10 protein-coding genes are annotated in these 12,129 nt (G+C 72.5%); 1 reads left to right on the top strand and 9 read right to left on the bottom strand.

The annotated features are described in order from the left end of the window. Positions 1-3: 3 nt before the first annotated feature. Positions 4-597: an Rv1733c family protein gene (locus BMY74_RS25785; protein WP_089920483.1), complete on the bottom strand. Its 594-nt coding sequence runs from the start codon at positions 595-597 to the stop codon at positions 4-6. Between the two features lie 166 nt (positions 598-763). Here BMY74_RS25785 and BMY74_RS25780 point away from each other — a divergent pair, with 166 nt between their 5' ends. After that, entirely contained in the window at positions 764-1,198 is a 435-nt protein-coding gene (locus tag BMY74_RS25780) for a hypothetical protein (RefSeq protein WP_177229917.1), read from the top strand. Positions 1,199-1,307: 109 nt separating this feature from the next. Here BMY74_RS25780 and ppk2 read toward each other — a convergent pair whose 3' ends face one another. The 8 genes from ppk2 to BMY74_RS25740 form a co-directional block, all read right to left on the bottom strand. Next, on the bottom strand, positions 1,308-2,123 hold the full coding sequence (gene ppk2 / locus BMY74_RS25775) for a polyphosphate kinase 2 (protein WP_089920888.1): 816 nt from the start codon (positions 2,121-2,123) through the stop codon (positions 1,308-1,310). Further along, positions 2,111-4,633, bottom strand: a complete 2,523-nt coding sequence (locus BMY74_RS25770; protein ID WP_089920481.1) for an HAD-IC family P-type ATPase — start codon at positions 4,631-4,633, stop codon at positions 2,111-2,113. The genes ppk2 and BMY74_RS25770 overlap by 13 nt, the downstream gene beginning before the upstream one ends. Further along, a complete protein-coding gene (locus BMY74_RS25765; RefSeq protein ID WP_089920479.1) occupies positions 4,614-5,015 on the bottom strand; it encodes a CBS domain-containing protein in 402 nt (133 codons plus the stop codon). The genes BMY74_RS25770 and BMY74_RS25765 overlap by 20 nt, the downstream gene beginning before the upstream one ends. Continuing rightward, positions 5,012-5,467 (bottom strand): universal stress protein, encoded by a 456-nt coding sequence (locus BMY74_RS25760; RefSeq protein WP_089920477.1) that lies wholly within the window; start codon positions 5,465-5,467, stop codon positions 5,012-5,014. The genes BMY74_RS25765 and BMY74_RS25760 overlap by 4 nt, the downstream gene beginning before the upstream one ends. Then, the gene (locus tag BMY74_RS25755) at positions 5,464-8,061 is read right to left on the bottom strand and encodes a bifunctional acetate--CoA ligase family protein/GNAT family N-acetyltransferase (RefSeq protein ID WP_089920475.1); all 2,598 of its coding nucleotides are present in this window, start codon (positions 8,059-8,061) and stop codon (positions 5,464-5,466) included. The genes BMY74_RS25760 and BMY74_RS25755 overlap by 4 nt, the downstream gene beginning before the upstream one ends. Positions 8,062-8,073: 12 nt before the next feature. After that, the gene (locus tag BMY74_RS25750; RefSeq protein ID WP_342718015.1) at positions 8,074-10,296 is read right to left on the bottom strand and encodes a heavy metal translocating P-type ATPase; all 2,223 of its coding nucleotides are present in this window, start codon (positions 10,294-10,296) and stop codon (positions 8,074-8,076) included. Between the two features lie 35 nt (positions 10,297-10,331). Further along, positions 10,332-10,844 carry a universal stress protein gene (locus BMY74_RS25745; RefSeq protein WP_089920887.1) on the bottom strand — a complete coding sequence of 171 codons (513 nt, stop codon included), beginning with the start codon at positions 10,842-10,844 and terminating at the stop codon, positions 10,332-10,334. 71 nt (positions 10,845-10,915) lie between these two features. Beyond that, on the bottom strand, positions 10,916-12,127 hold the full coding sequence (locus BMY74_RS25740) for an MgtC/SapB family protein (protein ID WP_089920471.1): 1,212 nt from the start codon (positions 12,125-12,127) through the stop codon (positions 10,916-10,918). Positions 12,128-12,129 lie beyond the last annotated feature (2 nt).

Genomic DNA, 12,129 nt, shown 5'->3' with positions numbered 1-12,129 from the left:
ACGTCACCTGCCCGTCCAGTCCGGCGCGATCCGCTCCCACTCGGCGGACCACTTGCGCATCCGGACGCGCTTGTGCGCGAACCTCGCAGCGAAGTACAGCGCCGCCATCGCGCCGGCGACCGCGCTCCACAACAGCAGTCCCAGGAAGACGGCGTCGATGGCGGCGCCTTCGGGCGTCATGGGCGGCTCCGTCGCGGCTCCGCTCTCGTCGATCCAGATCGGCACCACAGCGCCCTTCTCGGCACCGGGGGACGCCTGGACCTCACCACTGCGCGGACTCCCGTCCCGCGACCGCCACGTCGCGAGCACGGGCGCGGCCTCGACGGCGCCACTGCGCTCGGACATCCCGACGGCGGGCGGCGCGTCCTCGATCAGGACCGCGTCCGTCCGGCTCCTGGTCGCCTGGTCGACGGCCACGCGCGCGCTCTGCAGTGCGTAGATCTCCGATCCCGCGGCGCCCGCGACCGGGACGGCCAGCATCGCGATCACGAAGCCCAGCACCAGCACGGCGCTCTCGGCCCGGTCTCCGGCCGTGGCGAGTTCGTTGTGGTAGGGGAAGGCCTGGCGGACGAGTCTGGACATCGGTTTCGCGGTCATGGTCCACCTCCTGGTACCAGGTTTCCGGGTGGTCGCCCGCGTCCCCAGGGACCAACGTCTCGACCACGATGAGCCCGTGGTCTCGGTCGAAGTGGAGTCACCGTGCGGTGTCGACGCCCGGTGTGCCGGAGAAGCCTGGGGAGGACGCCGAATCCGGGAGCACACCATGACCACGCCCGTTCTCGAAGCCGACCACCGGCGCTACGCCGACGTCCGCGACCGCGCACTCGCCGCCGCGCTCGCCGAGGAGGACGCGGCGGAGGAACTCGGCCTCAGCGCGCTGGAACGCGTCTCCTGCCGGCTGCACCGGCGGTGGCTGCACCACTGCGTGCACTCCGCGGACCACGTCATCAAGGTCACCGGGCACCGTTGGTGCCGTGACTGCTTCTCGCCCGCGTCGGTCGGAGTGGACGAGCTGACGGGTGACGTGCTGGTCCGGTGCGAGTCCTGCCGGAGGACCCCGGACACGGCCGCCACGCGTCAGATCGTGCGTGCCTGCCGGGCGAGCCTCGCGGCGTCACGGGGCTTCTTCCCCGGCAACGGGTTCGAGCCGGTCCAGGCCGCGCACCGCCGTGGCGATCGCCGTCGCGCCCGCGCCTGACCCCGGGACCGGTGGTGAACTCCACCGCGAGTCCTTTGTGGAGCCGCGCGGTCCGCCGCCGGTGGCCGGCCACGTTCCTCCTCGCACCGGGTGGCCGCGCGCCGGAGTGTCACGGCGTGGTGCGACCGGATTCGCCGTCGAGTTCCCCCGCGCGGTCGGGAACTTCGCGTTGCAGCACCCGCGCCGGGCGCTCGTAGCCCTTCGACGAGGGCCGTCGCGGAAGCTTGATCTTCGGCGGAGTCACCTCCTGGTAGTCCACCGTGCTCAGCAGGTGCGAGATCATGTTGATGCGGGCGCTGCGCTTGTCGTCGCCCTCGACGGCGTACCAGGGCGACTCGTCGGTGTCGGTGTGGACCATCATCTCGTCCTTGGCGCGCGAGTAGTCCTCCCAGCGGGTCAACGACTCCAGGTCCATCGGCGAGAGCTTCCAGCGCTTCAGCGGGTCGTCGAGCCGTTTGCGGAAGCGCCGTTCCTGTTCTGCGTCGCTGACGGAGAACCAGTACTTGCGCAGCAGGACGCCGTCCTCGATGAGCATCCGTTCGAAGACCGGGCACTGGCGCAGGAACAACCGGTGTTCCTCGGGCGTGCAGTACCCCATGACCCGTTCGACGCCGGCGCGGTTGTACCAGCTGCGGTCGAGCAGCACGATCTCCCCGGCCGCCGGGAGGTGGGGGACGTAGCGCTGGAAGTACCACTGGGTGCGTTCGCGTTCGCTGGGTGCCGGCAACGCGACGATGCGCGCGAACCGGGGGTTGAGGTGCTCGGTGATCCGCTTGATCGCCGAGCCCTTCCCCGCCGCGTCCCGGCCCTCGAAGACGACCACCAGCCGCGCGCCGCTCTCACGCACCCATTCCTGCAGCTTCACCAGCTCGATCTGCAGGCGGTACAGCTCCTCCTCGTACACCTCGCGCTTCAGCCGCGCCATCGACGCCGCCGCCACTTGTCCAGCTCCACCACCACGTACGCCATGACGCTCATCATGAACACCACCAGCCAGGGCTGCCAGCCGAGTGGTGCCGTGTGGAAGAGCTCGTTCATGAACGGCAGGTACGTGAGCAGCAGCTGCAGGCCGATCGTCAGGGCGACCCCCACCAGCAGCCAGCGGTTCGGGCCGGTGCGCGGGCGGATCCGGTCCAGCGAACGGCAGTTGACCAGGTAGGCGATCTGCGCGCCCACGAAGACGTTCACGGCCACCGTGCGCGCGACCTCCAGCGACGCGCCCGAGGACAGCTGCCAGCGGAACACGCCGAACGAGCAGGCGAGCAGGATCGCCGAGACGAACACTATGCGGCCGACCAGGCTCCTCGTCAGCAGCGGCAACGACGGTGCCAGCGGTGGCCGGCTCATCACTCCTGGCTCACGTGGTTCGAACGCCAGGGTCAGTCCCAGCGCGACGGCCGTGGTCATGTTGATCCACAGGATCTGCACCGGCAGGATCGGCAGCGCCGCGCCGAGCAGGATCGCGGTGAGGATCACCAGGCCCTCGGCCATGTTGGTGGGCAGCGTCCAGATGATGAACTTGCGCAGGTTGTCGAAGACCGCGCGCCCCTCCTCCACCGCGGCGCGGATGGAGGAGAAGTTGTCGTCGGTCAGCACCATGTCCGCGGCCTGCTTCGCCACCTCGGTGCCGCCACGGCCCATGGCCACGCCGATGTCCGCCCGCCGCAGCGCGGGCGCGTCGTTGACCCCGTCGCCGGTCATCGCGACGACCTGGCCGTCCGCCTGGAACTGTTCGACCAGGCGCAGCTTCTCCTCCGGCGCGACACGGGCGCGGACGTCCTCGATCCCGAACTCGGCGGCGATCGCCCGAGCGGTGGCGGGGTGGTCACCGGTGATCATCTTCACCTCGATGCCGGCGGCCTGGCAGGCACGCACCGCTTCGACCGCCTCCGGGCGTGCCGGGTCGTGCATCGCCACGAGCCCGAGCAGTTCCACGTTCCCGCGCAGCCCGTCCTCGCTGAGTTCCGCACCGGGTGCCCTGCCGACGGCCAGCACCCGCAACCCGGCGGCGGCGAGCCGGTCCGCCTCTTCGCTGTGCCCGAGGCCCGCCAGTTCCAGCACGCGTTCGGCGGCGCCCTTGACGTAGACCACGTCGTTCACGTGCTTGGTCGCCATGAACATCCGCTCCGAACTGAACGGCAGCGCGTCCACCCTGGCCGGCACCTCGGACGCGTCGAGCCCGGCCTTCCTCGCCGCGACCACCAGCGCCGCCTCGGTCGGGTCCCCGACCGGTGCCCACCCGTTCTCGTCCTCCACGATCCCGGCGTCGTTGCACGCCCAGGCCGCGAGCAGGCAGGACCGGACCGCGGGGGTGACACCGGGCGCGAACTCCCCCTCCGGCCGGTAACCGATCCCGGAGACGTCGTGCCGCACTCCCCCGGCCAGCACGACGTTGACGGTCATGGCGTTCGCGGTGAGCGTCCCCGTCTTGTCGGTGCAGATCACCGTCGTGCTGCCCAGGGTCTCGACCGCGGGCAGCCGCCGGATGATCGCGTTGCGCCGGGCCATCCGCGCCACCCCGATCGCGAGCGTCACCGTCACGGCGGCGGGAAGTCCCTCGGGGATCGCGCCGACCGCGAGCGCCACCGCGGCGGTCACCATCTCGGGAAGGGGTTCGCCGCGCAGCACGCCCACGACCACGCTGAAGGCGGCGAGTCCGATGATCACGAACGTCAGCACCTGGCTGAACCGGGCGAGCTTGCGCGTCAACGGGGTCTGCACGCCCGCGGTCGAGCCGACCAGGCGGTGCACCCGGCCGATCTCGGTCTCCGCCGCGGTGGCGACCACGACCCCGCGCCCACCGCCCGACGTCACCAGCGTCCCGGAGTAGGCCATGTTCGTTCGGTCCGCGAGCGCGGTGTCCGGCGGCAGCACCACCGGGTTCTTGGCGACCGGCACCGACTCGCCGGTCAACGCCGACTCGTCGACGCGCAGTTCCCGCGCCACGACCAGCCGCAGGTCCGCGCCGATTTGGTCCCCCGCGTCGAGCAGCACCACGTCGCCGGGCACCAGCTCGGACGACGGCACTCTCGCCGTGACGCCGTCCCGCACCACGGTCACCTCGGTGCGCACCATGGCCACGAGCGCGTCCAGAGCCCGTTCGGCGCGCGCTTCCTGGACGAAGCCGATGACGGCGTTGACCACGACGACACCGAAGACGACGGACGCGTCGACCACCTCGCCGAGTGCGGCGGTCACGGTCGCGGACACGAGCAGGACGTAGATCAGCGGGTGGTGCAGCTGCAGGAGCAACCGCACCACCCAGCTCCGCCCCCGCCGCGCCGGCAGCTCGTTGGGACCGACGTCCGCGAACCGCCGGCGCCACTGCGCGGAGGACAGACCGGTGTCCTGGTCGGTCTCGGCGAGCACGACGACCTCGGGCACCGGCAGCCCGTGGTGCGCGACCTCCTCCCGCTCAGCCGTCGTGAGCGGCATGACCGGCTCGCAGGTGCGGGTCCCCGTGGCTGAGGGCCTCCAGGACGTCGCGCCGCGTCAGCACCCCCAGGACGTGCCCTTCGTGCAGGACCGGCACGCTGAGGACCTCGTAGAGCGTCATGGCCGTGTAGAGGTCGGCGGCGTCCATCTCCAGTCCGGCGGTCAGCGCCGGCTGCGTCATCACGTCGCAGACCTTGGGCGCGCGTCGTCCCGTCCGGGCCGTCCCGCAGTCCGCCTTGGTCACGACGCCGCAGAAGACGCCGTGGTCCACCACGGGCAGCAGGGTGAGGCCGTAGTCGTCCATGAGCCCCTCGGCATGACGGGCGAAGTCGAACGGCTCCACCGCCACGAGCGGGCGTGAGACGACGTCTCCCGCCTTCATCGCGCCACCTCCGCGTGTTCCCTGTCGGTCACCGGGATCACGACGACCGGGGTCCGGGCGTGCCGGACGACGTGGGTGCTCGTCGAGCCGAGCACGACGTGCCGGATCCGGTGGTCGGTGTGCGACGCTACGACGAGCAGGGCGGCGTCCTGCGACAGGCGCTCGAGCACCTCGGCCGCGTAGCCGCGCACGCTGAGCCGCACGATCTCGGGCAGCTGGGCCCGTCCCTGCGACGCCACGCGCACCGCCTCGTCGATCACGGCGTTCGACTCGGCTTCCGCCTGCTGTGCGGTGACCTCGCGCCAGTCCGCCAGCGGCTCGTAGTTCCAGGCGTTGACGACGTGCAACGGGCATCCGCGCGCGACGGCCTCGTCCATCGCCCAGGTCAGGGCTCGGTTCGACGCTCGTGTCCCGTCGACGCCGACGACGACCGGGCCTGCGTTCGTGCTCATCGGGTTCTCCTCAGTTGCCGAAGGAAGTGATCGGTCGGACGAACGGCCGCGACGCGGACCCTGGCGTCGACCACCAGGCACCCGCCGCCGGTCACCACGAGCGGGTTGATGTCCAGCTCGGTGACCTCCGGCAGCTCCGCGGCGAGTTCCGCCACGCGCAGCAGCACGTCGCGCACCGCTGCCGCGTCGGTCTCCGCCAGCACCGCTCCGGCCGCGCGGTAGCCGCGCATCAGGTCGTCCGCGTCCGCTGTGGACAGAGGCGCCAGCGCGGCCGCCCTGTCGTCGATCAGGTCTGTGTCCACCCCGCCGAGCCCCGTGACCACGAGGGGACCGAACTTCGGGTCCGCGGCGACGCCGACCAGCAGCTCCCGCCCGCCCGTCGCCATCGGCTGGACGAACACGCCCCGCAACCGGTCACCGAACCTCTCCCGGAACGCGCGGAACGCCTCCGCCACCGCCGTGTCACCCTCCACACCGAGGACGACTCCACCGCTCTTGCTCTTGTGCAGCAGTTCGTCCGCCACGGCTTTCATGGCGACAGGCCCGGAGAACGCGCGGTGGGCGGCGACGGCGTGCTCCTCCGTCGTCGCGAGGGTCCCTCCCAGCACCGGCAGCCCGAACGCCTTCAGCAGGCGGACGACCTCGTCCGGGGGCAGCCAGCCATCGGGGTTGCGGGTGACGATTCCCCGCGCGGTGCCCAGGTCGACCCGGTCCTGCCTGGTGACCTCGTGGGACCGGTCGAGCCACTCGCCGCGCTCGACGAGCAGTGCCAGCGCGGCGGCGGCCCGTGCGGGATCGGCGTAGCAGGGGATCCCGCCGTCGAGCCGTTCCGTCTGGCCGGTGCGCACCGCCAGGACCGGTGTGCCCGCGAGGGCGTGCACTCCTGCCGTGGGATCGCCCAGCGCGGTCGGCACGGTCACGGTGATCACCGCGTCGACCGCGGGGTCCGCGCCGATGACGTCGAGGCAGCGCGCGAACTCCTCCACGCCGACGACCGCGGTCGTGTCCACGGGGTTGTGCGCGCTCGCCGCCGGTCCGGCCAGGCGGCTCAGCTCCTTCGAGGTCGCGTCGGACAGCTCGGCGATCTTCAGGCCGTGGCGCACGCACGCGTCGGCGGCCAGCACACCGAGCCCGCCGGCGTTGCTCAGCACGGCGACCGACCTGCCGCCGGGCACGGGCTGCGTGCTCAGCGCCATCACGGCGTCGACCAGTTCCGGCACGCTGTCGACCGCGATCACGCCCGCCTGCTGGAACAACGAGTCCCTGATGACCGACGGGGTCGCGGTCGAGGCGGTGTGCGACGCCGCCGCCCGCTGCCCGGCCTCGCTGCTCGCGGCGCGGATCGCGATCAGCGGCTTGTGCCTCGCGACCTCGCGGGCCAGGCGGGAGAACTTGCGCGGGTTGCCGAAGGACTCCAGGTACAGCGCGACGATCCTGGTCTCGGGGTCGTTCTTCCACCACATCAGCAGGTCGTTGCTGCTGATGTCGAGCTTGTCGCCGGTCGAGACGAGGTTCGACAGCCCGAGACCGAGCCTGCGCAGCTCCTCCTGCAGGGCGATGGCGACACCACCGGACTGGGTGACCAGCCCGATGTGGCCCGGGAGCGTGCTGTGGGCGGCGAACGTCGCGTTCATCCGGACGCCCGGCGCGCTGGTCGACACACCGAGGCAGTTCGGGCCGACGAGCCTCATGCCGTGCACGCGCACCGGTTTCATGAGTTCCTCGGCGTCCACGCCCGACGAGATCACCACCAACGCCCGCACTCCCCGGCGTCCGCACTCTTCGGCGACGCCGGGCACCGCTCGCGCGGGCACGCACACCACAGCCAGTTCCGGGGTTTCGGGCAACTCCGCGACGGAGCCGTAGCAGTCCACCCCGGCCACCGACTTCGCGTGGGGGTTCACCGCGTACAGGTCACCGGTGAAGTCGCCCTCCACGAGATTGCGCAGGACGACGTGCCCCACCGACCCGGGCGAGCGGCTCGCGCCCACCACCGCGATCGACTCCGGTCGCAGCACGTGGCTCAGACTCGCCACGTCCGCTTTGGCCTCGCGTTCCGCGACGGCGTCCAGGTACCGGTCGGACGGGTCGAGGCCGAGCTCGACGTGGACGACGTCGTCCTCCGGCACCACCGTCCACACCAGACCCATGTCGGTGAAGACCCGCAGCATCTTGAAGTTCATCATGAGCACCTCGGCGGTGAAGCGCCGGATGCCCCTGCCGCGAGCCAGGGAGACGAGGTGTTCGAGCAACAAGGTGCCGACTCCGTGCGACTGTTCGGCGTGCGACACGACGAGGGCGACCTCGGCGACCTCGGGATCCTCGCCGACGACGTAGCTCACCGCTCCGAGCAGCCGATCGTCCCGGTACGCACCGATGACCACGTGGTGCGGTTCGTCCGGCGACACCATCCGCCGGACGAAGTCCTCGAGCTGCCGCGGTGACGTGCTGAAGAACCTCAGGTACTGGTCCTCCAGCGGCAACGACCTGTGCAGGTCGAGCAACGCCATCACGTCGCCCGGTCCCAGTTCGCACACCGAGACGACCGAGCCGTCGGTGAGAAGTGCCTGGACAGGCACCAGTTGGCGGTTCATGTCGTTCCTTCCTCAGCGGTGGTCCGCGAGCACGAAGTAGCTCTCTTCTTCCTGCGCGAAGTGCAGGCGCAGCACTGCGTCGAGGCCGTAGAGAGTGGCGCGCAGGTCGTCGACCTGGTCCGCGGTCAGGCCGCCGGGTTCGTCGAGGTGCCGGCCGAGCCTGCGCACCAGGCGTTCGATCTCGACGTGGCCGCGGCTCATCGGCACGGTCGCGTGCGGATCCCGGAACTCCGCGGTCAGCACCGGGTAGAGCTCGTGCTCTTCGGCGCGCTCGTGGGGCAGCAGTCGCTCGACCGCCAGCTCGTGGGCTTTCCGCACGGCCGTCGCGGCCTCCTCCGTCATACCCGCGTGCAGGGAGTCGGCCGCGATCCGGACCGCGTCCCGGGCCTCCTGCAGGGCCACGTGTTCGGCGTCGAACCGGGACAGCAGCCCCGCCGTTCCCGCGCGCACCCTGCCGTGCCGCAACGGAAGCAGCGCGCGCAGCGAGTAGAGGATCACCGCGACGTCGATCGCCTCCTGGACCAGCGCACCGCCGATGGGCGGCAGCAGTCCGAGCGCGGCGAAGCCCATCGCCACGAGCGCCAGCCCCATGCCTGCCGTCGCGCTCTGCACCGCGATCCGCCTGGCGTTCCCGGCGATCTCGACGGCGTCCGCGAGCCGGTCGATGCGGTCGTCGAGGACGACCGCGTCCGCCGCCTGGGCCGCCGCCGCGCTGCCGCGGCCGCCCAGCGCGACCCCGACGTCGGCGGCGGCGAGCGCCGGCGCGTCGTTGATGCCGTCGCCGGCCATCAGCGTGACCCCGCCGGAGCGTTCCTCGCGGACCCGCGCGACCTTGTCCTCGGGCGTGCACCTCGCCACCACGTCGTCGAGCCCGAGGATCGCGGCGACGTCCTGCGCGACCGCCGGACGGTCGCCCGTCAGCATGACCAGGCGCCGCAGGCCGGCCGCGCGCAACCGCTGCACCGTCCGGCCCGCCTCCCGGCGCAGCGGGTCGCGGAGCAGCAGCGCGCCGACGTACTCGTCGTCGGCGCGGACCCACACCGGCGTCGCCGCGTCCAGCCGTGCCTTCGCCGCGGCGGCGAGCTCCCACGCCTGCTCGGGTTCCTCGTCACGGGCACCGACGAAGACCGCCGCGGTCCCGACGCGTCCGCCCACGCCGTGGCCGGGGCGCTCGTGCACGTCCTGCGCCGGATCCACGTGCAGGCCCGCCGTTCTCGCCGCCTCCACCACCGCCGAGGCCAGCGCGTGGGTGGAGAACTGCTCGACCGAGGCCGCGAGGCCCAGCACTCCCGACGGGAACCACCGCGGCGCGGGCACGACGTCCACGACCACCGGACGTCCGACCGTCACGGTGCCCGTCTTGTCGAGCACCGCGGTCCGCACGTTCCCCAGCGCCTCCAGCGCCTGGCCGTCGCGGACCACGACGCCCGCGCGGGACGCCCGCGACATCCCGGCGGTGATCGCCACCGGCACGGCGAGCAGCAGCGGGCACGGGGTCGCGGTCACCAGCACCGCCACCGCGCGCGTCAGGTCACCGGTCAGCACCGCGGCGAGCCCCGCCACCAGCACGGCGACCGGCAGGAAGACCGCGGCGACGCGGTCGGCGACGCGGACCACGGGTGCGCTCCGGGCCGCCGCCTCCTCGGCCAGCCGCACCACGCCGGCGTAGGTGCTCTCCGCCGCGGACGCGGACGCCCGCACGTCAGCCACCGATCCGGTGGCCACCACACCGCTGCGGACGCGTTCGCCGCGCAGCCGGGTGACCGGTTCCGGTTCACCGGTCAGCGCGGACTCGTCGAACGTCGCGTCACCGAGCAGGACGCCGTCCACGGGAACGACCTCGCCAGGGCGCACCACGACCTCGTCACCGGGGCGGACCGCGTCGACCCCGATCGTGCGGAGATCGCCGTTCGCCCGGACCCAGGTCCGGCTCGGCGCCCGTTCCAGCAACGCGCTCAGGTCCCGCCGGGCGCGCCGCCGGGCGTAGTCGTCGAGCGCGTGCCCCGTTCCGACCATGACCGCGACGACGGCACCCGCGAGGTGCTCGCCGACCGCGAGCGTGCCGAGGAGCGCGAACACGGCCAGCACGTCCGCCCCGAACCGCTTGGCGCGCAGGTCCTCGACGACCCACCACACCGCGGGAACGACGGCTGTCGCGGTCGCCACGGCCCACCAGGTACGCGCGCTCTGCGGGTCCTGGAACCACACCACTCCTCCCGCGAGAGTGGTGAGCACCACCGCAGTCAAGGACAGGTGGCCCGTGCGGACTTTCACAGCAGCGGTCCGGGGGTCAGCGGGAGCGCGGGCTCGGGGATGTGGCGCTCCTGCTCGGGTTCGCCGGTCCTGGGCTCCCGGAGCACGACCACCGGGCAGGCGGCGTGGTGCACGCAGTACTTGCTGACCGAACCGAGGATCACCTCGGCGAGCACGCCGTGGCCGCGGTTACCGACCACGAGCAGGTCGGCGTCCCGGGAAGCGTCGACCAGCGCGGTCCGGGGGTCGGCTTCGACGAGGACCTCGCGGATCTCGACGTCGTCGAAGCCCCTCACCGCCTCGTCCAGCCCCGCCCGCGCCTTCTTCTCCATCTCCTGCGGGGACATCGCCATGATCACCTCGGCCGGCACGGGACCGATCAGGATCCCGTAGTCCGGGTGCCAGGCGTGCACCGCGTCGACGCGGCACCCGCGCCGCCGTGCTTCGTCCACGGCCCATTCCAACGCCGCCCGCGAGGCGGCGGATCCGTCCACGCCGACCACCACGGGCCGGGTCTCCACGTCGCTCATGTCCCTGAGCCTTCCGGCCGCCGTGATCACCGGAGAGTGGCCGGAGTCCCCAGGGCGGCAGGACTTTCGTCCTACCAGGCCAAGCCCAGCGCCACCGCGGCCACGACCGGGACGAGCCACCCACCGAGGCGCAGCGCGAATCCCGGCCCGCCGGTCACCGTCGCCAGGACGAGCTTCACCACGGTGTTCGTCGCCAGCGCGGCACCACACGCCAGCACCGCCGTGTGGACGGGAATCGACTGCGGCGCCAGGGAAGCGGCGGCGATCGCGGCCGCGTGGGCGTCCGCGAGACCACCGAGCGCGCTCGCGGCCACGACTCCCCCGCCGCCGAACCACTCGGCCGCCGACCGGGTGATCACCAGGAACGACACCAGAACCGCGGCGAGCGTCATCGCCGCCCTGACCGACATCGGCCTGTTCACCGCGGTCTCGTCGTCGGTGTCGGCGGGGCCGGTGTGCCAGACGAGCCACGCCACCTCCAGCAGCAGCACCACCGCGCCCGCCCCGGCGGCGGGCAGCAGCCGGAGGGCGACCGAAGGGCCCGCCACCGCGGTGACCGCGACGACCTGCGCGAGGGTGGCCAGGTTCACCGCCACAGCGCCGGGGAACGCCGCCGCACCGACCGCCCGGTACCGGCGCCCCATCACCGCCGTCGTCGCGGACCCCGACACGAAACCGCCGGCGAACCCGCTGACGAGCAGGCCCCAGCGCTGCCCGAAGGCACGTGCCGCGACGTACCCGGCCCAGCCGATCACGGTCACCGCGATGACCAGCCACCACACGCGGGTCGGGTTGAGCACCCCGAACGGTCCCAGCGGGCGGTCCGGCAGCAGCGGCAGCACCACGAACGCCACCACGAAGAGGATCATCGCGTCGCGGACGTCCTGATCGCTCACCACCTTGCGCGCGAAGCGGTGCAGCGGTCGCTTCGCGGCGAGCAGGGCGGCCGCCACGACGCCGACCGGCACCGCGAGCTCGGGCCGGTCCCAGGCGAGCGCGCCCAGCAGGAACGCCGTGATGGCGGCGATCTCCGTCGTGGCACCGGCCTCGTCGGTGCGCAGGTACCAGGCGATCACCAGCGCCGCGACGGCCACCAGCCCGACCCCGAGCGCGATCGGGGAGACCGCCGCGCTGATCGCACCGGCCAGTGCGATCAGCGGGAAGGTCCTCGAGCCCGCGGGCCGCACCGAGTCACGGGCGTTGTCGTGCTCGCGCTCCACGCCCAGCAGCAGGCCGATCGCGAGCGCCGTCGCGAGGTGCCCCAGCGCGGTCGCGGTGTCCACGG

The sequence above is a fragment of the Lentzea albida genome, assembly GCF_900111005.1.
Classification (GTDB): domain Bacteria; phylum Actinomycetota; class Actinomycetes; order Mycobacteriales; family Pseudonocardiaceae; genus Lentzea; species Lentzea albida.
The sequence above is the reverse complement of the archived record's forward strand: the minus strand, read 5'-3'. Positions and strand labels throughout refer to the sequence as shown.